19 protein-coding genes and 1 pseudogene are annotated in these 20,640 nt (G+C 65.9%); 10 read left to right on the forward strand and 10 right to left on the reverse strand.

Annotated features, from left to right (window positions below):
- Nucleotides 1-258: 258 nt before the first annotated feature.
- From AB0J47_RS18670 to AB0J47_RS18685, 4 genes and pseudogenes are all read right to left on the reverse strand, one after another.
- The gene (locus AB0J47_RS18670; RefSeq protein ID WP_040686370.1) at nt 259-471 is read right to left on the reverse strand and encodes a DUF3073 domain-containing protein; all 213 of its coding nucleotides are present in this window, start codon (nt 469-471) and stop codon (nt 259-261) included.
- Between the two features lie 175 nt (nt 472-646).
- Nucleotides 647-1,588 (reverse strand): asparaginase, encoded by a 942-nt coding sequence (locus tag AB0J47_RS18675; RefSeq protein WP_364346990.1) that lies wholly within the window; start codon nt 1,586-1,588, stop codon nt 647-649.
- Between the two features lie 281 nt (nt 1,589-1,869).
- Nucleotides 1,870-2,424 (reverse strand): annotated as a pseudogene (locus tag AB0J47_RS18680) (MOSC domain-containing protein); the annotation flags it as partial.
- Complete coding sequence (locus AB0J47_RS18685; protein ID WP_364346992.1) at nt 2,424-3,539, reverse strand: folate-binding protein; 1,116 nt, start codon at nt 3,537-3,539, stop codon at nt 2,424-2,426. The pseudogene AB0J47_RS18680 and the gene AB0J47_RS18685, both read right to left, overlap by 1 nt.
- A 424-nt stretch (nt 3,540-3,963) precedes the next feature.
- Between AB0J47_RS18685 and AB0J47_RS18690 the strand changes: the two genes are divergently transcribed.
- The 7 genes from AB0J47_RS18690 to AB0J47_RS18720 all read left to right on the forward strand — a co-directional run bounded on the left by AB0J47_RS18690 (nt 3,964) and on the right by AB0J47_RS18720 (nt 13,021).
- Nucleotides 3,964-4,881 (forward strand): aminodeoxychorismate lyase, encoded by a 918-nt coding sequence (locus AB0J47_RS18690; protein ID WP_364346994.1) that lies wholly within the window; start codon nt 3,964-3,966, stop codon nt 4,879-4,881.
- A gap of 175 nt (nt 4,882-5,056) precedes the next feature.
- The gene (locus tag AB0J47_RS18695; RefSeq protein ID WP_364346996.1) at nt 5,057-6,544 is read left to right on the forward strand and encodes a cytochrome ubiquinol oxidase subunit I; all 1,488 of its coding nucleotides are present in this window, start codon (nt 5,057-5,059) and stop codon (nt 6,542-6,544) included.
- A gap of 9 nt (nt 6,545-6,553) precedes the next feature.
- On the forward strand, nt 6,554-7,585 hold the full coding sequence (cydB, locus tag AB0J47_RS18700) for a cytochrome d ubiquinol oxidase subunit II (protein WP_364346998.1): 1,032 nt from the start codon (nt 6,554-6,556) through the stop codon (nt 7,583-7,585).
- A gap of 2 nt (nt 7,586-7,587) precedes the next feature.
- On the forward strand, nt 7,588-9,561 hold the full coding sequence (locus tag AB0J47_RS18705) for an ATP-binding cassette domain-containing protein (RefSeq protein ID WP_364347000.1): 1,974 nt from the start codon (nt 7,588-7,590) through the stop codon (nt 9,559-9,561).
- 32 nt (nt 9,562-9,593) lie between these two features.
- Nucleotides 9,594-11,573, forward strand: coding sequence for an ATP-binding cassette domain-containing protein (locus AB0J47_RS18710; protein WP_364347357.1), 1,980 nt, complete (start codon nt 9,594-9,596; stop codon nt 11,571-11,573).
- Nucleotides 11,574-11,920: 347 nt separating this feature from the next.
- Nucleotides 11,921-12,301 (forward strand): hypothetical protein, encoded by a 381-nt coding sequence (locus AB0J47_RS18715; protein ID WP_364347002.1) that lies wholly within the window; start codon nt 11,921-11,923, stop codon nt 12,299-12,301.
- A gap of 135 nt (nt 12,302-12,436) precedes the next feature.
- Nucleotides 12,437-13,021, forward strand: a complete 585-nt coding sequence (locus tag AB0J47_RS18720; RefSeq protein ID WP_364347004.1) for a Uma2 family endonuclease — start codon at nt 12,437-12,439, stop codon at nt 13,019-13,021.
- On the opposite strand, the gene AB0J47_RS18725 is transcribed toward AB0J47_RS18720, so the two are convergent.
- From AB0J47_RS18725 to AB0J47_RS18750, 6 genes are all read right to left on the reverse strand, one after another.
- A complete protein-coding gene (locus AB0J47_RS18725; protein ID WP_364347006.1) occupies nt 13,018-13,725 on the reverse strand; it encodes an FABP family protein in 708 nt (235 codons plus the stop codon). The genes AB0J47_RS18720 and AB0J47_RS18725 overlap by 4 nt on opposite strands.
- 183 nt (nt 13,726-13,908) lie before the next feature.
- Complete coding sequence (locus tag AB0J47_RS18730) at nt 13,909-14,214, reverse strand: DUF1416 domain-containing protein (protein WP_364347008.1); 306 nt, start codon at nt 14,212-14,214, stop codon at nt 13,909-13,911.
- Nucleotides 14,215-14,218: 4 nt separating this feature from the next.
- Nucleotides 14,219-15,052 carry a sulfurtransferase gene (locus AB0J47_RS18735; protein ID WP_364347010.1) on the reverse strand — a complete coding sequence of 278 codons (834 nt, stop codon included), beginning with the start codon at nt 15,050-15,052 and terminating at the stop codon, nt 14,219-14,221.
- Nucleotides 15,053-15,083: 31 nt separating this feature from the next.
- The gene (locus AB0J47_RS18740) at nt 15,084-15,647 is read right to left on the reverse strand and encodes a DUF4395 domain-containing protein (protein WP_364347012.1); all 564 of its coding nucleotides are present in this window, start codon (nt 15,645-15,647) and stop codon (nt 15,084-15,086) included.
- 322 nt (nt 15,648-15,969) lie between these two features.
- The gene (locus tag AB0J47_RS18745) at nt 15,970-16,410 is read right to left on the reverse strand and encodes a thioredoxin family protein (RefSeq protein ID WP_364347014.1); all 441 of its coding nucleotides are present in this window, start codon (nt 16,408-16,410) and stop codon (nt 15,970-15,972) included.
- Nucleotides 16,407-17,213: an LmeA family phospholipid-binding protein gene (locus tag AB0J47_RS18750; RefSeq protein WP_364347016.1), complete on the reverse strand. Its 807-nt coding sequence runs from the start codon at nt 17,211-17,213 to the stop codon at nt 16,407-16,409. The genes AB0J47_RS18745 and AB0J47_RS18750 overlap by 4 nt, the downstream gene beginning before the upstream one ends.
- 183 nt (nt 17,214-17,396) lie before the next feature.
- Here AB0J47_RS18750 and AB0J47_RS18755 point away from each other — a divergent pair, with 183 nt between their 5' ends.
- The 3 genes from AB0J47_RS18755 to pstS all read left to right on the forward strand — a co-directional run bounded on the left by AB0J47_RS18755 (nt 17,397) and on the right by pstS (nt 20,573).
- Nucleotides 17,397-18,161: a response regulator transcription factor gene (locus tag AB0J47_RS18755; RefSeq protein ID WP_364347018.1), complete on the forward strand. Its 765-nt coding sequence runs from the start codon at nt 17,397-17,399 to the stop codon at nt 18,159-18,161.
- A gap of 139 nt (nt 18,162-18,300) precedes the next feature.
- Entirely contained in the window at nt 18,301-19,212 is a 912-nt protein-coding gene (gene mshD / locus AB0J47_RS18760; RefSeq protein ID WP_364347020.1) for a mycothiol synthase, read from the forward strand.
- A gap of 248 nt (nt 19,213-19,460) precedes the next feature.
- Nucleotides 19,461-20,573 (forward strand): phosphate ABC transporter substrate-binding protein PstS, encoded by a 1,113-nt coding sequence (gene pstS / locus AB0J47_RS18765; protein ID WP_364347022.1) that lies wholly within the window; start codon nt 19,461-19,463, stop codon nt 20,571-20,573.
- The last annotated feature ends 67 nt before the right edge of the window (nt 20,574-20,640 follow it).

A 20,640-nucleotide genomic window follows, 5' to 3' on the forward strand; every position in this document is an offset into this window, starting at 1 on the left:
CACGCGCCAGGCGAGCGGGCCCCGTGCCTGTGTCGCATGCGCTTCGACGGCTCGGACGCGAGACGGGCCGCGAACGGGTCGCTCGTAAGACTCGCGCATTGTGGTTCCGTTCGTCGCGCACGGAAATTCACAACAGCGTCCCGCATCGTCGGATGCGGGACGCTGTTGTTGTGCAAGCCTCGAATGGTTAGTCCGGTCACGCGGCGTCAACGGGTGAAGGGGGAGGCCCGTCGGCCTCCCCCTTCGTCGTCTACCGAGTCAGCGGCGCCAGTCTTTGTAGTCGTCGTCCTCGTCCCAGCGGGATGAGGATTCGTCCGCGTCGTGCTCATCGGACAGCACACCACCACTCCGCTGGGAGGTGGGGCTACCCGAAAGCTCGCGCTGAAGGCTCGCGAAGTCAGTCGGCGCGGAGCTGTACTTCAGCTCGCGTGCGACTTTGGTCTGCTTTGCCTTAGCCCGGCCACGGCCCATGGCTGACCCCCTCGCGTCACTGCGGGGCGGCCTGGGGTTTGTTGGCGGCCCCGTTCGAATTAATACTCTTCCTGACAGACACTTTAGCGTGTGTCCGGCAGTCGCGCTTCCAGGAGTGGGGGAACAACTCCGGAAGTGGTGCCGTTTGCCCGGTTGTCGCCGTCGGGCCGCGCCCTCAGATGACCCCGGGAATCGCTCGGATGACCCCGACCCTGGTGCCGCCGCCGAGCACCGGCGGCGCCGCGAGTTCGGCGTGCGCGGTGGTCCATTCGATGCCCATGCGATGCAGAATGGCCAGCGTCAGGGGGATTCGCGCGCGGTCGTGACCATCGGCGATCTTGTACGCGAAGGCCGTTCCGTCCGGTAGCGCGCCCGCGTGCACACCGTCCGCGCCGATCTTGCAGACCAGGTCGGGGGTGGCCTGCATGGTCAATAAATCGGGTGCGTTCGTGCCGGAAATCACTCGCGGGTTGGCGCGAATCGCATCGGCGACGCGCCGCTGCGGTGAGCCGGGCGCGGCGGTAGCCATGGCCGCGAAGGCCCGGGCCAGATTCACCAGTGAGACCGGGATGATCGGCAGTCCGCAGCCATCGATGCCGAGGTCCGTTTCGGGTTCGCCGGTGAGGTCGGTAATGGTGGCGATCACCGCCTGTTGCAGCGGATGTGCCTGGTCCAGGTAGCCCTCGGTGGGCCAGCCGTTGACGGCGCAGGTGGCGAGCATGGCCGCGTGCTTACCGGAACAGTTCATGTACACGCGGCGGGGTTCGGGCGCCTCGCTCCGTGCGCGCTCATCCTGCGGCAGGTCGGGCGGGCATTCCAGGGCCTTCTCGTCGAAGCCGAAACGGTCGAGCAGACGCTCGACCAAGGCGACGTGATCGGGTTCGCCGTAGTGCGATGCGGTCGCGATGGCCAACTCGGCATCGTCGAGTGGTTCGAAGCCGTTGCGCAGCAGGGTGATTGCCTGCATGGGCTTATTGGTGGAGCGCGGGAAGATCGGGACGTGCACCTCGCCGAGCGCAAGGGTCGGTTCACCGTCGGCGCCGAGGATCACCACCGAACCGCTGTGCACGCATTCGCGGAAGCCGGAGCGGACCACCTCGACCAGTTCGACGGTCATAGCTCGGCTCCTGTCGGTTCGACGTGCTGCTCGCGGGCGCTCGTCACACGGCCCCGGTGCTCGCCCGCGGTTGCCACGTCGACCTGATGCCGGCGGGTGCCTGCCGCATCGAGCTGCTGGGGGGTGCCTGCGGCGTTGGCCCGGTGCTCGCGCGCGTTCGCCACATCGATCCGCCGCTCGCGGCCGCGGGTGGCATTGGTGTGGCGGCGGCCATGGCGCTCGATCTGCATGCGCACATCATCGGAGATGGTCGGTTCGTTCGCGAGCAGAATGGCCAGGAGATCGGGATCGTCGCCGGTGAACAGGTCGCGGACAGTGATGCCGTGCTCGGGCGTGTGCACAATGCGAACTTCGTCGCCTGCGCCGATCGTGCCCTCGGTGAGAACGCGCAGGTAGGCGCCGGTATCGCTGCGCAGCGTGAATCGCTTGACCCATTGGGACTCACCGGACCAGTGCTGGAAGGTCGAGCACGGCACGCGGGGTGCGCTCACCTCGAGCAGGGTGTCACCGATGGTCCAGCGCGCACCGATCACCGCATCGCTGACCGGCAGCCCGCAGATGCGCAGATTCTCGCCGAACCAACCCGCGGGCAGTTCGCGGCCGAGTTCCTCGCCCCAGCGCCGAGCGTCCTCCTCGGCGTAGGCGTAGACGGCCTGATGTACGCCGCCGTGATTCTTGGTGTCGCATACGTAATCGCCGTCGAGACCGTGGGCACGCGCGGCGACGCGATGGGGAATGGGTCGCTTGTCGATGGCCGTGCGGCCGACGCGGGTCGGCACCTCCGACTCGGCATGGACGACGCACACGGCAAGCACCCGAGCGCTATCGGACTGCATCAACGGCCACGCAACCGGTCGACGGCGATCCGACCCGCCTGGGGCGCCTCGTCGGATGGGACCGAATCCGGATCGATGGCGGCAGCGGTCGGGCCCGCTATCAGTTCGGTGTCGGTCGGGATGGTCCGTTTGATCAAAGCCAGTGCGATGGGACCGAATTCGTAGTGATCGATGACGGTGCCGAGTCGCCCGACGGCGCGACCGCCTGCGGTTACTTCCGTGCCGGTGGTCGGGCGCTCGTCGGCGGAACCGTCGAGGTGCAGCAGCACCAGGTGGCGCGGCGGCTTGCCCAGGTTGTGCACTCGGGCCACGGTTTCCTGCCCCCGGTAGCAGCCCTTGTCCAGGTGCACCGCACCGTGTTCGGCGATGCCGCCGATCCAGCGGGCCTCGTGCGGGATGGTCCGTTCGTCGGTGTCGAGTCCGATCCTGGGGCGCACCGACGCGACGCGCAGTGCCTCGAAGGCCCACATGCCCGCGGGTTCGGCGCCCGCCGCGGTGAGGCGGGCCCAGCGGTCGGCGAGTTGGTCGCGCGGGATGACCAGATCGAAGGAGTCCGCGGTCGGCCACGGCATGCGGCGCAGGAACCCACCGTCCGGCAGTGGCACCGCGTCGTAGGTCTCCGGGAGAGTGGAAATGCCGAGCGCTTCGGTCAATTCGGTAGTGCGCGGGCCGAGCAGGCTCAGCACCGCGTGATCGGCGGCCTCGACCGGTTTGGCATCGGCCCAGAAGACCATCTTCGTCAGGAACTCCAGCAGCGCAGATCCGTGCTCGCCCTCGGTGTCGATCCACACGGTGCCGTCGAGTTCGGTCAGCACGAAGTGGTGCAGCACCCGGCCGTTGAGATCGAGGTCCAGGTTCTCGGCGGACCGACCGTCGCCGAGGCTCGCGATGTGCTGGCTGCTGATGGTGTGCAACCAGGTCAGCCGCTCGGCCCCGGTGATTTTCAGGACGAAGCGATGCGACCTGTCGACGATCGCCACCCGCTCCGCGGCGGCGCGTTGCTCTCGGAAGGGATCCCCGTAATGCCAAGCGACAGCGGCATCCGGCGAACCGGCCGCGCCCGCGACGGCGCCCGGGACAGCGAGGATAGGACTGGGTGTGACGAGCACGGACACGTAAACCACTCTAAGCGCGAACCTTATTGCTCGCTTTCAGCGGCCTGTCCAGTCGTGCACGCCGTCTACTTCTCCGCGACCACCGGAGCGAGTCTTACGAGCGAGGAGTTCGTGGTCTGTCTCGCTTCTGAGTTGTCGAAGCGCAGGCAACGAAGTCGCGAGTCTCGCCTTCCGGCACGCGTGCATCAGGTGCCGAACGCCCTGCCATCAACGACCACCACGGAGCGAGTCTTACGAGCGAGGAGCTCGCGGCCCGTCTCGCGTTCGAGCCGTCGAAGCGCATGCGCCGCAGGCGCGAGTCTCGACGGCTCGGACGCGAGACACCAGGGGGCCGCGAACACGCCGCGCCGAAGGCGCGGCCATCAAACCCAGCAATCAAACAGAGTCCTAGGCGCGGCCAACGAACACCGCCTACGCTCGACGCATGGTGGATCGAGTTCTTGTAACACTCGACGGCGCCGTCCAAGATCCGGACGCGCCGTTGTTGTTTGCCGACGACATCGGCGTACTGCGCGGTGATGGTGTCTTCGAGTCGGTTTTGGTTCGTGGCGGTAACCCGTGCGCGATCGAATTTCATCTAGGCCGCCTGCGTCGTTCGGCGCAGGCGCTCGATCTACCCGAGCTCGAGTTGGGCAAATGGCGAGACGCGGTCGAGACGGCGGCCAAGGAATGGGGGACCGAGAGTGAGGGGCTCATGCGGCTGGTCCTCACCCGCGGGCGCGATACCGAGCTGTCGGCCCCGTCCAGTGTGACTTCAGGTGATCTCGCGGCCGCGGTGCCGGTGCCGACCTCCTATGTGCTGGTGCTGCCGGTGCCGGACCGGGTGCAGAAGGCGCGCACCGACGGTGTCGCGGTGGTGTCGCTATCGCGCGGGATCTCGATCGATCTGGCCCAGGCCGCGCCGTGGCAGCTGCTGGGTGCGAAGACGCTGTCCTATGCCACCAATATGGCGGCGTTGCGGTTCGCGCAGCGGATGGGCGCTGATGACGTGATCTTCACCAGTACCGAGAACCGGGTGCTGGAGGGGCCGCGCTCGTCGGTGGTGATCGTGCGGGATAAGCACTTGATCACCCCGCCCGCGAAGAATGGCGTACTGCCGGGGGTCACCCAGCGCGCGATGTTCGCCGAGGCCGAGAAGGCCGGGTGGAAGTGCGGCTACGAATCGTTGTTCACCGCCGACCTGTTGACCTGCGACAGCATTTGGCTGCTTTCGAGCATCACGCTCGCCGCCAGGGTGAATTCACTGGATGGACTGCGCATGATGGCGCCGGACAACGCGGCCGAAATCATCGAATTGGTGGACCGAGGAGTGGAGCGGGCCGGAGCCATCGGCGATTGGTGAGTTCGCCGGGCCGTGATCTTCGTCCTACTACGGCATGTAGGAGTGCTCGGCGAGCTCGGAAAACGGGCCGTTGAGGGTCTAAAGCCCCGGTGTGTCGTGGCGTAGGACTCCTTGTTGGACCTCTAACCGGGCGTACTCTTACTACGACATGTCGTAGATCGGCGGGAGATCGGTTTTGAGCGTCCTGGACTTATCACGTTGGCAGTTCGGCATCACGACCGTCTATCACTTCATATTCGTACCGTTGACGATCGGTCTGGCCCCGCTGGTTGCGGGCATGCAGACCGCTTGGGTGATTACCGGCAAAGAGCACTGGTACCGGCTGACCAAATTCTTCGGCAAGCTATTCCTGATCAATTTCGCACTCGGTGTCGCGACCGGCATCGTGCAGGAATTTCAGTTCGGAATGAACTGGAGCGAATACTCCCGGTTCGTCGGTGACGTCTTCGGCGCACCGCTCGCGCTGGAGGCGCTGGTCGCATTCTTCCTGGAGTCGACCTTCCTCGGCTTGTGGATCTTCGGCTGGACCCGGCTGCCGAAAAAGCTGCATCTGGCGACGATCTGGCTCGTTGCGATCGGTGTGAATGCCTCCGCGTACTTCATCGTCGCGGCCAATTCGTTCATGCAGCACCCGGTCGGCGCCAAATACAACCCGGAGCGCGGGCGCGCCGAACTCACCAGCATCTGGACGGTGCTCACCAATAACACGACGCTGGCGGCGTTTCCGCACGTAGTCGCCGGAGCATTCCTTACCTCGGGGACTTTCGTGGTCGGCATCTGCGGCTGGTGGATGGTGCGCAATGCGCGCAGCGGTGAGGCCGCCAAAGTCGTTGAGGCGCAAACGATGTGGCGCTCGGGCGGCCGCGCTGGCCTATGGGTGATCGTCATCGCCGGTGTCGCGCTGTTCTTCACCGGCGATGTACAGGGCAAGCTGATGTTCGAACAGCAGCCGATGAAAATGGCCTCTGCGGAGTCGCTGTGCAATACCGCAACCGATCCGGACTTCTCGGTGCTGACCATCGGCACGCACAACAATTGCGACAGCGTGACCCACGTGCTCGAGGTGCCCTATGTGTTGCCGTATTTGGCCAAGGGCAAGTTCAGCGACGTCACGCTGGACGGTGTCACCGATCTGCAGCACGCCTACAACGCGAAGTTCGGGCCCGGCGACTACCGACCCAACTTGTTCGTCACCTACTGGTCCTTCCGCGCCATGATCGGCCTGTCGGCCGGTGCGATCCTGCTCTGGTTGGTCGGCCTGTGGCTGACCCGCGGCGGCCGGATCACCGATAAGCGCTGGTACTCGTGGCTGTGCCTGATCGCCATCCCGACTCCGTTCCTGGCCAATAGCGCGGGCTGGGTCTTCACCGAAATGGGCAGGCAGCCCTGGGTTGTCGCGCCGAATCCGACGGGTGACCAGAGCCTGCGGCTGATGGTGCAGCAGGGCGTCTCCGACCATGTCGCAGGCACGGTGATCACCTCGCTCGTCGTGTTCACCCTGCTGTACGGCGCGCTCGCGGTGGTGTGGTTCTACCTGATGCGGCGGTACACGGTCGCCGGAGCCGAAGCGCCCGCGACGACTTCGCCCGGCGGACCAGACGATACGGGCGGCCGTGATCGGACCGAAGAACCTGCCGTCGAACAGCTTTCGTTCGCCTATTAGGAGCCGATGATGAATTTGCAACAGTTCTGGTTTCTGCTGATCGGCGTCTTGTTCACCGGCTACTTCGTGCTGGAAGGCTTCGACTTCGGAGTAGGCATGCTGATGCCGATCCTCGGCAAGGGCAGCGATACCCGAAGGCGGGTGGTGCTCAATACGATCGGGCCGGTATGGGACGGCAACGAAGTCTGGTTGCTGACTGCGGGCGGTGCGATGTTCGCGGCCTTTCCGGAGTGGTACGCGAGCCTGTTCTCCGGTTTCTATATCGCGCTGCTACTGGTGCTGGTCGCGCTGATCGTGCGGGTCTGCGCCATCGAATATCGCAGCAAGATCGACGATGCGCGGTGGCGGGCCTGGTGTGATGTCGCGATCGGAATCGGTTCCTGGGTACCGGCATTGGCGTGGGGCTGGGTATTCGCGAATGTGGTGCGCGGGGTGCCGCTGAACGAGAAGAAGCACATCACCGGTTCGGTGTGGGATCTGCTCGGGCCGTACGCATTGCTCGGCGGGCTCGCGACCGGATTGCTGTTCGCGCTGCACGGTGCGGTCTTCCTGGTGTTGAAGACCGGCGGTGAAGTACGCGACGATGCGGCGAAGACGGTGCGGTTGCTGCTGATGCCGACCGCGGTGGTGGTCGGGGTGTTCGGGGTGTGGACGCAGTTGGCGTACGGAACCGGATGGACCTGGATTCCGCTGGCGCTGGCGGTGATCGGGCTGCTGCTCGCGGGTGCGGCGAGTTTCGCCGACCGCGACGGGTGGGCGTTCGTCGGCACGGCGGTCACCACCGCGGCGGCGACGGTGCTGCTGTTCGGGTCGCTGTATCCGAATGTGCTGCCGTCCACCATCAGCGACATGTTCAATCTGACCATCGACAATGCCTCCTCCACGCCGTACACGCTGAAGGTGATGAGCTGGGCGGCCTTAATCGTCACGCCCGTGGTGCTCGGCTACCAGGGTTGGACATATTGGGTGTTCCGCAAACGGATTACGGTCGAGCAGATTCCCGCGCCGATCGGCCTGCCGTTGGAAGCCGTCAAGGACTGATCATGGCTCGTCCACCCGTCGACCCCCGGTTGTGGAAGTACGCGCGCTCGACCCGCCGCTATCTGGTGCTGAGTGTGGCACTGTCCGTGGTGATCACCGGTTCGATCGTGGTCACGGCGGTCGCGCTGGCGAAGGTACTGGCCGGGGTCGTCACCGATCCCGGCCGGCGCAGCTTCGGTGTTTGGACATTCGAGTTGGTTGTGCTCGGCGTCGCTATCGGCTGCCGGGTGCTGGCCACCTGGGTGCAGTCGCGGATCGCGCATCGGGCGGGGGCCGAGGTGGTTGCGGAACTGGAAACCGCGGTGCTTGCCGCCGGGGCTCAGCTGCCACCGCGCGAACTCGAAACTCGGCGAACCGAACTGGCGGTTGTCGTGAGTACCGGACTGACGGGGCTGCGGGCGTATCTCACCGGGTATCTGCCCGCGCTGCTCCTCGCTTGCCTGGTTCCGCCGATCGTGTTGGTGGTCATCGGATTTCACGATCCGATCTCCGGTGTGATCGCGGTGGTCACACTGCCGTTGATTCCGGTGTTCATGGTGCTCATCGGACTGCTCACGCAGGGGCGGGCGGAGGCCACGCTCGTCGCCACAACTCGGTTGTCGGATCAACTGCTCGATCTCTTTGCCGGGATGCCGACGTTGCGTGCGTTGGGGCGGGAGGGGAGCGCGGGGCGGACGGGTTCGATGGAACATCGCGTGCGCGCGCTCGGGGATGCGTTGCGGCAGCGCACTATGCGTGCGCTTCGGATCGCGTTCCTGTCGTCGATGGTGCTCGAGATGCTTGCCACGTTGAGCGTCGCATTGATCGCGGTGTCCATCGGTCTGCGGCTGGTGTACGGCGAGATGAGTCTCTATGCCGGCCTGGTGGCGTTGATTCTCGCGCCGGAGGTGTATCTGCCGTTGCGGATGGTGGGGGAGCGGTTTCATGCGGCGCAGGACGGAATGGCGGCTGCCGACAAGGCTTTTGCTGTGCTCGAGTCTCCCGCGGGTATGCAGGTGCAGGCCAAATCGGGTGCCGGTGGTCAGGCGGCTGGCGGGGACACGGGTGCTGGTCGGTCGGTCTCGGACGCTGGTGGGGCCGGTGCCATGGTTGGCGATGCGGGTGCTCTCCGCTCGGGTTCGAGCACGAATGCTGTGGCCGCTGTCGGCTCCCGTCATCGGATTGCCGGCAGCGAGGAGGCTGTGCTGAGCGGGGACGGCGGAGGGGATATCAGCGAACTCGGTTCAACGGCACTGAGTGGCAATCGCGCCGACACGAGGCCTGGAGTCGGCAGAGATGGCCAGGGCCGCATCGAGATATGTGATCTCTCGGTACCGGCCCGGGACGGTTTTGCGCCCGCCGGGCTGACAGCGGAGTTCCGGCCGGGGCTGGTGACGGTGTTGACCGGACCCAACGGGAGCGGTAAATCGACTGCGCTGCAAGCAATTCTAGGTTTGATCAGGCCCGAGCGCGGCGCAGTGAAGGTCGACGGCACAGATGTAGGTGACCTCGATCAGGACGCGTGGTGGTCGCGTGTTGCCTGGCTGCCGCAGCGTCCGGTGTTGGTCCCGGGAACACTGCGCGAGAATCTCGAACTGCTCGGCGCACGCACGCCCGAAACCACCGCCAAGGGCGCGGCCCGCGTACTCGACGAACTCGAAGCCGCCTGCATTGCAACCGGATTCGACACGGTACTCGACGAACTCCCCGACGGCTGGAACACGATCGTCGGCGCGGGCGGCATAGGCCTCTCCCTCGGCCAGCGCCAACGCCTTGCCCTGACCAGAGTGCTCGCCGCCGAGCGCCCCATCCTCCTCCTGGACGAACCAACCGCCCACCTGGACCCCGCAGCCGAAGCGACCGTCCTCGCGGCCCTACAGCAGCGAGCTCGCACCGGTGCCACCGTCATCGTCATAGCCCACCGCTCGACTGTCCTCACTGCCGCCGACCACATAATCCCCATTCACTCCACCGAACCCCAGGCAGTCGCTTCATGAACCGCGCGGGAGACGTTTCGGTGCCGAGGACAATGGCTCGTCGCGGCGGCCGCGCAGCGGTAGCGGATCTGCGGCAGATGTGGGGGCTGCTCGAGTTGTCGCCATGGCGAGTTGCGGTGGCGATCGGTTGGGGCGTGTTGGCGCTGGGCAGCGGGCTCGGGCTGGCGGCGTTGGCGGCGTGGTTGATCGCGCGTGCCTGGGAGATGCCGCCGGTGCTCGATCTGAGCGTTGCTGTTGTCGCGGTGCGGGCGCTGGGTATCTCCCGTGGGTTGTGCCGATATCTGGAACGCCTTGCCACCCATGACGTTGCGCTGCGTGCGATGACGGCCGCTCGGACAACCGTTTACCGGACCCTCGCCCAATCGGACGCCTGGATGCGGCGGGACGCACGAGGCGGCGATATAGACGGAGCGGTCTACACCGGTGGGACATCGATGCACGGACTGTCCAGGCGCAGTGGCGAGGTGACTTCGTTCGGCCCGGAAAATATCTCAGACCGCAGCGTCGACGGGCCGGTCGCCGCGACGGACTCCACGAGCGCGGATGGTGCGGAATCGTTGCGGCGTGGGGACCTGCTGGTTCGAATCGGCAGCGATATCGACGATCTCGGCGCTGTGGTGGTGCGTGTGTTCGTACCGATCGCCGTCGCGATTGTGCTGGCGCTGGCCGCAGTCGGACTCATGGCTACCATTTCGGTTGGGGCGGCGGCCATTCTGGCGGTATCACTCGGTATTGCCGGAATCGTTGCACCGTGGCTGTCGGGGTGGGCCGCCCGTGCGGCCGAGCGTGCGGTGCGCGCCGACCGCGCCGAATTCACCGCGCAAGCACTCACGGTCCTCGACCACGCGGCTGAACTCCGCGTCGCGGGCAAGCTGGATGCCGCGCTGGCGGCCGCCGACCGCGCCGGACAACGTGCGGTCGCCGCGGAGGATTCCGCGGCCGCACGCAGCGCCTGGGCCGCCGCGGCGACGCCCCTCTCGATCGGCGTCAGCGTCCTCGGGGCCCTCCTGATCGGCATAGCCGGCTATGGCGCCAACCCGCCGGCAATGACCCCCATGGCCCTAACCATTCTCGTCCTGCTTCCCCTCTCGGCCTTCGAAGCAGTCGCCCCACTCCCCGCCGCCGCCCAGGCCCTGACCACCGCCCGCGCCGCCCTCCACCGCCTACCCCTGCTCGAGATAGCCACGCGAAACCCGATGGCACAGCAGCACTCGCGGACTTCCGGTCGTGTCGATGCAGTCATCCGCGGCGGGCCAGGTCTATTGCCGGCCAGTGCGACCGGCTGCACGGAGGGCAGCGGGTGTGGCATCGCTGGCTCATCTCCGGAGGGCCTAACGTGGGCTTCCGATCGCCCAGGTGTCGATGCCGACATCCGCGACGCACGAAATCTATTGCCGGTCAACCTCCCCGAGCGTCCGGCAGGAAAGCGGATTGCGGTCGTCGGACCGAGCGGGGCGGGTAAGACCACGTTGCTCATGGCGTGGGCGGGGCTGTTCAGTACGCCCGCACCCGGCGTGACGTTCTTTGCCGAGGATGCGCACATCTTCGGCACATCCGTGCTCGAGAACCTGCGTGTCGCGCGTGGCGATCTCACTGCCGAGGCGGCCGAGAAGGCCTTGTGCGTGGTCGGTCTCGGGAGTTGGCTGGAATCGCTACCGGATGGTGTGCACACCGATCTGGTAGGGGGTGCGGCGGCGGTTTCGGGTGGGCAGCGGCGGCGGATTCTGCTCGCCCGGGCGCTCCTTTCGCCCGCGCGGGTGCTGCTGCTCGATGAGCCGACCGAACATCTCGAGGCCGAGGCGGGCGCCCGATTGCTACGCGAGCTGCTCGATGTCGACAGCGGTCTGGTCGGACCCGACCGAATTGTGGTTGTCGTCACACATCAGCTGCCAGCCGATCACCGCGCCGAAGTGGTGCTGCAAATCGATGCATCAGGCCAGGTCACGACCATTGGCGAAGTCGAGGAGCACACCGGTTCAGCGCCCCGCGAAATTCCGTTGCCGACCTACTGACGACTGACTAGATTCGTTTGTACACAAGGAAGGAGGTGGTTCGAAGAATGTATGTTCATAGGACTTGTGAGGTGGCTGTCCGCTAGCGCCACCGCTGCAACGGATTCCGTTCGCGCGAGTGCTGAGCGAATTCCAGGCAGCCACCCGGCCCCCGAGCTACCGGTCTAGTCCGACCGGGACCCATGCAGGCTTCACCGCCGGCAGGGTACGGCTCGGGGGTCGTTCCTTTTTCGGCACAATTCCCTCGGACGGTAGAGTCCGGCGACCGGGTTCGACACGAGGGGTAGCCGATGCCATCGGAGGGTCTTGCGGCAGTGGTTGGACGCCGCATCAGGGCGGTTCGCCGCATGTTCTACGTACAGGGCAGTGATGTGGACCGCACCGAAGGCCCCATCGAATTGACCTTCGATGACGGTTCGGTGCTGCTGCTGGATGCCGGCACCGACGGCGAGGAACTCCTTGTCGCATCGACCCCGTGGCGCGACCCGTTCGCCGGTCTCACCGAACCCGAATACATCGAATACGTCGCCGAATCCGGCAAATACACCGCCTTCGACGTCGGCTCCGAATCCCCGTACTCACACCTGATCGGCTCCCACATCGCCGGCGTCTCCGAATCCCGCCTGCACGACGACCGCCTCCGCGCCGCCGTCCTCGAAGTGAACGGCGCCAAACTCGCTATCGAAACCCTCGCCGACGAACTCCTCGTCACCTGGCACCCAACCTGATTCGACCGCACACACTGGCCCTGCCGGGCACCCTGTACAGCCGGTGTGAGCCGACACGGGAGCGCGTGCATCACAGCGGATCGGGGCAGTTGCGTGCCGGTGAAGTTCCACCCCGATAGGCGCTATGGTGAGGCGATGACCGTTGAGCCGTTGCCCGACTGGGTGATCCCGCCTGCCGGTGGATTTACGGTCGAGAACTTCTTGGCGTTGCGCGGCCTTCCCAAGCACACCGAGTTGATCGATGGGGGTCTGGTCTTCGCGAGTCCGCAGGAAAAGTGGCACAGTCGAGTCGTCTCACTTTTCCACCGGGAACTGGACCTACAGGCACCGTCGCACCTGCGGGCTGATCGAGAGATGGCGGTGCGCCTCGGTAACCGTCAGATGCCGGAGCCGGACGTCCTCGTTGTTACCGCGGAGGCGTATCGACGTGAGAACCCATCGAACTACTACTTCGCCGAGGATCTTGTGCTTGCGGTGGCGGCTGTGTCCCCGGACTCCGAGGAGCGCGACCGTGAGACCAAGCCGGGCAAATACGCCAAGGCGGGGGTTCCGCGTTACTGGCGGATCGAGCGGCAAGCCGCAGATGTCGCTGTCTATGTCTACGAACTCGACCCCGCCACAGCGACTTACGGTCTGGTCGGCATATTCCACGACCGCCTGAAAATCAGCGTCCCGTTCCCGATCGACATCGACCTGACGTCGATCGGGCAGCGCGGCTAACCGATGTAGCGCTGCAAACGGGCCGACAGGCGGGGTTCGAGGGGACCGTCGGCCACGACGCGCTCCTCGACGTAGGCCAGGTCACCACCTTCGACGATGCCGTACAACCGTTTGGCTCCGCCGACGACGATGCCGGATTGGCTGCGGATGACGACATCGGTGGCCAATTCCCAGGAGGATTGGGTCAGCGCGGTGCCGTAGAAGAGTTCGACGATGCCGGTGCTGTGGGTCAGCAGCAGTTCGATGACCTCGTCATCACCGTCGATGCCGACCCGCCAGAAGCCGCTCTCGCGCAGGTCGGGGCCGCCGTAGGAGCCGTCGGATGCGATGACCCAGGAACGCGAGTCCCAGGCCAGGTAATCGCCACCGTCGTGAGAGACGATGATCTGCTGGCCGAAGCGGTAGTCGCCGCGAGCAGGATCGTTGCCTTCACCCTCACCGCGCCACACACCGACCATCGGCAGCAGCGCAAGCATCGATGAACTCAGATCCGGACCGAGCCGCAGATTCGCGGTGTCCTCGGGCAGCGGCAGATCCGGTAGCACCGGAATATTGCGCGCACCAGTCCATTTCGCCCGTTCGGCCGCCTCGGCCACGGCCTCGTCGCCACTGCGGCGCGGGGCCGACTCGGCCGGGCCGTTGCCGTTCAGTTGTTCACTCGCTCGCTCGGCCGGGTTGGAACCTTCGCTCGCGAGTTCACTCATGATTCGGTGAACAACCGGTAGAAGACGTACAGGCCGAACCAGCCGATCAGAACGGCCACGGCCACCAGCAGAATCTCGAAGAAGAGGACCACAACTGGAGTCTAACGAGTTACGTCCGGCCCAGCACAACGGCCCCGTTGCTTCCCAGTTACCGGGAAACGACGGGGCCGTCGGCGCAATTACTTACTTGGCGACTGCCACATCCACGGCGTGGATGCCGGCACCCTCCGGACGAACCTCGGCCGAGCCGTTGCCCGAGGCGGACAACGCCCGCACGGTCCACGCTCCCGGCGCCGCGAAGAAGCGGAAATCACCGGTGCCCGAGGCCACGACCTCGGCGGTGAAGTCACCGTTGCCGTCGAGCAGGCGCACGAACGCGCCGCCGACGGGCTGGCCGTCGGTGCTCAGAACACGGCCGGTGATGACCGTTTCCTTCTCGACATCGACTCCGGCCGGAATGGCCTGTCCCTGGGTAGGCGCTGCGCACATGTGATTACTCTCCCAATTCGATCGGTGCACCGACGAGCGAGCCGTATTCGGTCCAGCTGCCGTCGTAGTTCTTGACATTCTGGTGGCCCAGCAGCTCCTGCAGCACGAACCAGGTGTGCGAGGAACGCTCACCGATGCGGCAGTAGGCGATGGTGTCCTTGGATCCGTCCAGTCCGGCCTCGCCGTAGATCTCGGTCAGCTCGGCATCGGACTTGAAGGTGCCGTCCTCGTTCGCGGCCTTGCTCCACGGCACGTTGATGGCGCCGGGGATATGGCCGGGGCGCTGGCTCTGCTCCTGCGGCAGATGGGCCGGAGCCAGGATCTTGCCGGAGAACTCGTCAGGGGAGCGCACGTCGACCAGGTTCTTGGCGCCGATGGCGGCGATGACCTCGTCGCGGAATGCGCGGATGGTCAGGTCGGGGGCGGCGGCCTTGTACTGGGTGGCCGGGCGGTTCACGGCGTCGCGGGACAGCGGACGACCGTCGAGCTCCCACTTCTTGCGGCCGCCGTCGAGCAGCTTGACGTTGTTGTGGCCGTACAGCTTGAAGTACCAGTAGGCGTACGCGGCGAACCAGTTGTTGTTGCCGCCGTAGAGCACGACCTCGTCGTCGTTCGAGATGCCGCGCGCCGAGAGCAGATCGGAGAACTGCTCCTGGTTCACGAAGTCCCGACGAACCTGATCCTGCAGGTCCTTCTTCCAGTCGAGCCGAACGGCACCCTCGATGTGGCCGCCGTCGTAGGCGGAGGTGTCCTCATCGACCTCGACGAAGACGACGCCGGGGGCGTTGAGGTTCTCTTCGGCCCAGTCAACGGAGACCAGGACATCGGAGCGAGCCATGTTGTTCCTTTCGGGGTGGTGACTTGCAGTGTCAGTTCGCCGGGGACCCAGCGGTGTTCGTGTCAGGCCCGGAGGCGGTAGCTTGCGTGACCACGGAGGGCCCGCGAACACCGCCCATCGGCCCTGCCCGGCGGAGTCGGGCTACCAGCGGATAGATCTGGCAACCCAGGCAGATCCCGAACGCCGCGTTCAAGAACGCCGCGAACAGGGCGAAGCCGGCGAACACCGCGCCGACGACGGTAGAGCCGACCAGGAAACCCAGCAGGCTGACGGCACTGAAGACCAGGCCGAGTAGTTGGGCGAACCGCAGCGGGGCCACGGGTTCGGTTTCGAGGGTCGGACCGAGGCGCGGCGCGACGAACGCGGCGAAGATCCGGCCGTAGGGATGCCGACGCGGACCGTAGGCCGCGCCGATCGCGAACACCACCGCCTGGGCGGCGATGAGCACTGCGGCGACCGGTGTCGAAACTGCTGCGGCGAGCACGACAAGAACGAGCACGCCGGTGGTGACCCACGCGGCGAAGCGTGGACCGCGCACATCTACGACGGCGGGAATTCCGGTCTCAACGGTTGTGTTTCGGGAATTTGTGGACATTGTGCGTACTCCTGCGCTGAATTTCGCTGTTGGCGGGAAAAATGCCAGTTCGCCGGGGGATCCAGAGATCACTCGCACGACGGACGCAGGTCGGCATCAGGAATTCTGAGGGAGCCGACCGCTCAGCCACACAGGCAGCAACAACCACCGAGGCGACACAGGTCAACTGTGCGGCGTCGGGTGAGCATCAGCTCGTGGTTGGCTTGCACGCAGAGGAGTTTACCTGGTTCTGCCGGAGAATTGGACCCGGGGTACGTCACAGTTGCTATGAACCCTTGTCACGCCCTGTTTTTCCACCGTCAGCGGCGATCCACCGGAAGAGTTACCCCACAGTCAGCGGCTCGAGCGCGGTGCGCAGGTCCGCGGACTTGGGAACGCCGGAGATACGGAATCGTTCCCGCCCTTCGATATCGAAGACGAAGGTGGTCGGCAGCGAGAGCACGTTCAGTTCCTTGGCCAGCGCGGGCTCGGCATCGATATCGACCTCGATATCCAGCGGCGGGCGCGGCGATCCGGACAATTCCTCGGTCACTCCGGCGACGACCCGGCGCACCGCGGCGCACGGTCCGCACCAGTCGGCAGAGAAGTGCAGCACCGCCGGGCCCGAGTTGTCGGCGCCGACCGATGCCAGCAGATCGGTGCGCGCCGACTCGTCCTGAGTCTCGGTGCCGCTCGCGCGCAGCGTGCCGTTGCGGCGCTGCAGCACCACCCCGACCGCCACCGTGGCGAGCAGCACCACCAGCAGGATTGTGATTTCAATCATGGTCGCCGCAATCTGTCCAGGTCGATGGTCACGTTCTCGGCCTTGGCGTCGATGACGATCTGGCCGCCCTGTGCCGAGACCTTCGTCGGCCGCAGCCCGAACGGCAGTTCGTTCGTATCGATTGTCCGGGTGAACTGCTCGAGCACCTTGGGGCGCTCGGTATCGGTGACGACCGCGGTCGTCGTTGCATCACCCGTACCACGGTAGATGCTGGTCGCGATGATCTTGACCTGATCGCCGTCGACCACGAGATCTGCCGTCACACTCACATTGTCACCGCCGAGCTGTGCACCCGGCTTGCTCGGCGCCCTGCCGGGCATGGTGCCGGTGAGCAGGAGTTGCCCGCCGGTGGTCATACCGGACCCGCCCGATCCGCCCGTGCCGTCGGATTTATTCCCCGGGGCTGAATGTACTTGCAGGTCAGGGATTTTGAACAGCTTGCCGAGTTCGGTCGGCTCGAGCCGCATCTGCCCCTCGACCCGATCCACCGGAACCGCGCGCACGTTCCCGTCGGTGAGGTCGCCGATGGAAAGGTGGGCTCCGGTCAACGTCGCGCCGATCGAGATTTCGCCGGGGATATCGGGTCGCATGACGCGCGCGCGGATATCGACGGTCTGGTAGCGGCCGTCGAGCGCCTGGGTGAGAAAGGGGAACCCAAAGATGACCACGTCGGGATCCGCGGTGAGGTCGGCGCCAACACGCAGGGCACGCGACACGCGGTACTCGGAGTAGGCGGCGGCGCCGAAATCGATGACTACCGCCAGTGCCGCGAGGCACAGCAGCCCGATGATCAGCTTGCGCATGCGGGCAACACTACTTGGCGGTGCGTTTCGGGTATCGCACGTCTCTGTCGAGGTGCCACACTAACCCCGGATGGCGAGGTCATCGGTGTTCACGCGCTAATCTTGCATCCGATTACCTGTGATCAGCGACGTGGCCCCGGCGGTGTGGCTGTTGTCCGGAGCTACTAGATGGGAGGAGGGCTTGTGGAGCTGCTCCTGCTGACCTCCGACCCCAACCCTGAGTCGGTACTGCCCGCACTGTCGCTGCTGGCGCACAATGTGCGCCCGGCGCCGACCGAGGTGGCGTCCCTGCTCGAGGCGGGGACCGCGGATGTCGCGCTCGTCGATGCGCGCACCGACCTGGCCGCGGCCCGCGGCCTGTGCCGACTACTCGGCAGCACCGGCTCGTCGGTGCCGGTGGTCGCCGTGCTGACCGAGGGCGGACTGGTCGCGGTCAATGCCGACTGGGGCCTGGACGACATTCTGCTGCCCGGTACCGGACCGGCCGAACTGGACGCCCGGCTGCGCCTGCTGGTCGGCCGCAACGGCGGTGTCGCGAGCCCGGAGAACACCGGCAAGATCACCCTCGGTGAATTGGTGATCGATGAGGGCACCTATACCGCCCGGCTGCGCGGTCGCCCGCTGGATCTCACCTACAAGGAATTCGAACTTCTCAAATACCTCGCACAGCACGCGGGCCGGGTCTTCACCCGGGCCCAGCTGCTGCAGGAGGTCTGGGGCTACGACTTCTTCGGTGGCACCCGCACCGTCGACGTGCACGTGCGACGCCTGCGCGCCAAGCTCGGCAGCGAGTACGAATCGCTGATCGGCACCGTCCGCAATGTCGGCTACAAGGCCGTCCGACCCGCGCGCACCACCAAGGGCGATCACGTCACGTTCCACGAGGACGAATCGGCCGAGGGCACCGACGACTCCCCGCCTGTCACCGTCAACGGTTCCGTGCCGTAGCAGCTCGGGATCGAGTGGAATCCATGGCGGCATTCGAGCCCGAGAAGCCGCCGCCGGATCCACCTGATCTTGATCCGAAGGAATGGTGCGCGGGATTCGCGCGTTCGTCGCGGTGATGGGATCGACGAGGGAGACGCTCATGGGTGAGACAACGCTGCGCTGGAGCGCGGGCCTCGATGCCGAGCCGGCGCGGGCGGTGCGTGCACTGCTCGAGCGAGCCGGCGCGGCGGACGGTGTCGCACCGGTGTCCGAGCAGGCCGTACTCGCGCTGTCCGCGACCGATTCCGCAGCCGAACATCTGGTCGCGGTGCGTGACGGTGTCGTAGCCGGATACGCGAATCTCGTTCCCGCACATGGCGAACACCCCGCAATGGCGGAGGTTGCCGTCGATCCCGCTGCTCGCGGCCACGGTATCGGTGCGGAATTGGTCTCGGCCGCACTGGCGAAGGGCGGATCGGGTGCTCGGGTGTGGGCACACGGAAATAAGCCTGCCGCGCAGGCGCTCGCAACCCGACTCGGACTGCGCGTCGCACGGGAGTTGTGGCAGATGCGGCGGGCGCTGGCAACGCCGGAGCTACCGGAGTTGGTCGTTCCGGAAGGTATCGTGCTGCGGACCTACGAAGGCACCGCCGACGATGCCGAACTGTTGCGTGTCAATAACGTCGCCTTCGCCTGGCATCCGGAACAGGGCGGCTGGACCCAGCGCGATATCACGGTTCGGCACGAGGAGTCCTGGTTCGACCCGAAGGGGCTGTTCATCGCTGTGGATCCGGCCGATCCGGACCGCATACTCGGATTCCACTGGACCAAGGTGCATTACGAGAACAACCCACCGGTCGGCGAGGTCTACGTGGTCGGCATTGATTCGGCCGCGCAGGGGCGGGGACTCGGCCGCCTGCTGACCCTCGCGGGCCTGCGCTACCTGCGCGAACGTGGCCTGCCGGAGGTTCTGCTCTACACCGAGGCCGACAACACCGCGGCCGTGCGCACCTACACGCGACTCGGCTTCGAACGGTCACATGTCGATGTCGCGTATTCGGCCGCTGACTGAATAGCAAGCGGACCGCCGGGGTTGCTCGAGTAACACTGGGGCAAATGTCACACATAACGGGAGCAATCGCGCCGGGCTGTTCACCCTCCGTTCACCCAGCCTGGTCCAAATGTCAACCGAGCGACCTTACGTTACATAAGGGCGGCACCGTTGCCGCCTGGTGCGCAAGTTCCCCGCGAACGGCACCACGAAACCCGCCCGGGCCGGTGAGGGACCGGGCGTGTCGAACGCGATTCCCGGAGGAACAAGTGAACTTCAAGCGCAGCAGCGCCCTGATCGGTGTGCTGGCCGCCGTCGCCATGCCCCTGGCCGCCTGTGGCAGTGACGACAACACCTCTGCCACCGGCGATTCCGCTGCCAAGGTCGATGTCGCCTGTGGCGGTAAGAAGGCCCTCAAGGCCAGTGGTTCCTCGGCCCAGAAGAACGCCATGGACCGCTTCGTCGCCGCCTACGAGGCCAACTGCAGCGGCTCTACGCTGAACTACACCTCCAGTGGTTCCGGCGCCGGCGTCAACGAATTCCTCGGCGGCCAGACCGATTTCGCCGGTTCGGACTCGCCGCTGAGCGACAAGAAGGGTGAACCCGCCAAGGCACAGGAGCGCTGCGGCGCCCCGGCATGGAACCTGCCGACCGTCTTCGGCCCGATCGCCATCACCTACAACATCGACGGCGTGAGCGATCTGGTGCTCGACGGCCCGACCGCTGCCAAGGTGTTCAACGGCACCATCGCCACCTGGGATGCCCCGGAGATCAAGGCGCTGAACCCGAGCGCCAAGCTGCCCTCGGACAAGATCTCGGTGATCTTCCGCAGCGATGAGTCGGGCACCACCGACAACTTCCAGCTCTACCTCGACGCCGCCGCCGACGGCGCGTGGGGCAAGGGCGCGGGCAAGACCTTCAACGGCGGTGTCGGTGAGGGTGCCAAGGGCAACGAGGGCACCTCGGCCGCCATCAAGAGCACCAAGAACTCGATCACCTACAACGAGTGGTCCTTCGCCAAGGCGCAGAACCTGTCCATCGCGCAGGTCGTTACGTCGGCCTCCAAGGACCCGGTCAAGCTGACCCCGGAGTCCGCGGCCAAGGCCGTCGACAGCGTGAAGATCAAGGGTGAGGGCAACGACCTGGTGCTCGACACCTCGTCGTTCTACAAGCCCACCGCGGCCGGCGCATACCCGATCATCCTGCCGACCTACGAGATCGTCTGCTCGAAGTACGCCGACGCCGATACCGCCAAGGCGGTCAAGGCATTCCTGACTTCGGCCGTCAACAATGGCCAGAAGGGTCTGGACACCGCGGGCTACGTCGCGATCCCGGACAAGTTCAAGACCAAGCTGACCACCGCGATCAACGCCATTTCCTGATAGCTGCCACGCCATGACCGTGCACCCTGAGGTGACCGCCGCGGGCCAGTCGGACTCGACTGGCCCG

Origin of the sequence: Nocardia sp. NPDC049737, assembly GCF_040674755.1 — a bacterium.
Classification (GTDB): domain Bacteria; phylum Actinomycetota; class Actinomycetes; order Mycobacteriales; family Mycobacteriaceae; genus Nocardia.

Bases quoted from the DNA above. Each gene is read 5' to 3' on its own strand.
- cydB (WP_364346998.1), top strand. From the start codon at position 6,554: ATGAATTTGCAACAGTTCTGGTTTCTGCTGATCGGCGTCTTGTTCACC.
- AB0J47_RS18705 (WP_364347000.1), top strand. From the start codon at position 7,588: ATGGCTCGTCCACCCGTCGACCCCCGGTTGTGGAAGTACGCGCGCTCG.
- AB0J47_RS18725 (WP_364347006.1), bottom strand. From the start codon at position 13,725: ATGAGTGAACTCGCGAGCGAAGGTTCCAACCCGGCCGAGCGAGCGAGT.
- AB0J47_RS18750 (WP_364347016.1), bottom strand. From the start codon at position 17,213: ATGCGCAAGCTGATCATCGGGCTGCTGTGCCTCGCGGCACTGGCGGTA.
- AB0J47_RS18735 (WP_364347010.1), bottom strand. From the start codon at position 15,052: ATGGCTCGCTCCGATGTCCTGGTCTCCGTTGACTGGGCCGAAGAGAAC.
- AB0J47_RS18710 (WP_364347357.1), top strand. From the start codon at position 9,594: ATGGCTCGTCGCGGCGGCCGCGCAGCGGTAGCGGATCTGCGGCAGATG.
- AB0J47_RS18720 (WP_364347004.1), top strand. From the start codon at position 12,437: ATGACCGTTGAGCCGTTGCCCGACTGGGTGATCCCGCCTGCCGGTGGA.
- AB0J47_RS18745 (WP_364347014.1), bottom strand. From the start codon at position 16,410: ATGATTGAAATCACAATCCTGCTGGTGGTGCTGCTCGCCACGGTGGCG.
- AB0J47_RS18675 (WP_364346990.1), bottom strand. From the start codon at position 1,588: ATGACCGTCGAACTGGTCGAGGTGGTCCGCTCCGGCTTCCGCGAATGC.
- mshD (WP_364347020.1), top strand. From the start codon at position 18,301: ATGGGTGAGACAACGCTGCGCTGGAGCGCGGGCCTCGATGCCGAGCCG.
- AB0J47_RS18715 (WP_364347002.1), top strand. From the start codon at position 11,921: ATGTTCTACGTACAGGGCAGTGATGTGGACCGCACCGAAGGCCCCATC.
- AB0J47_RS18690 (WP_364346994.1), top strand. From the start codon at position 3,964: ATGGTGGATCGAGTTCTTGTAACACTCGACGGCGCCGTCCAAGATCCG.
- AB0J47_RS18670 (WP_040686370.1), bottom strand. From the start codon at position 471: ATGGGCCGTGGCCGGGCTAAGGCAAAGCAGACCAAAGTCGCACGCGAG.
- AB0J47_RS18730 (WP_364347008.1), bottom strand. From the start codon at position 14,214: ATGTGCGCAGCGCCTACCCAGGGACAGGCCATTCCGGCCGGAGTCGAT.
- AB0J47_RS18740 (WP_364347012.1), bottom strand. From the start codon at position 15,647: ATGTCCACAAATTCCCGAAACACAACCGTTGAGACCGGAATTCCCGCC.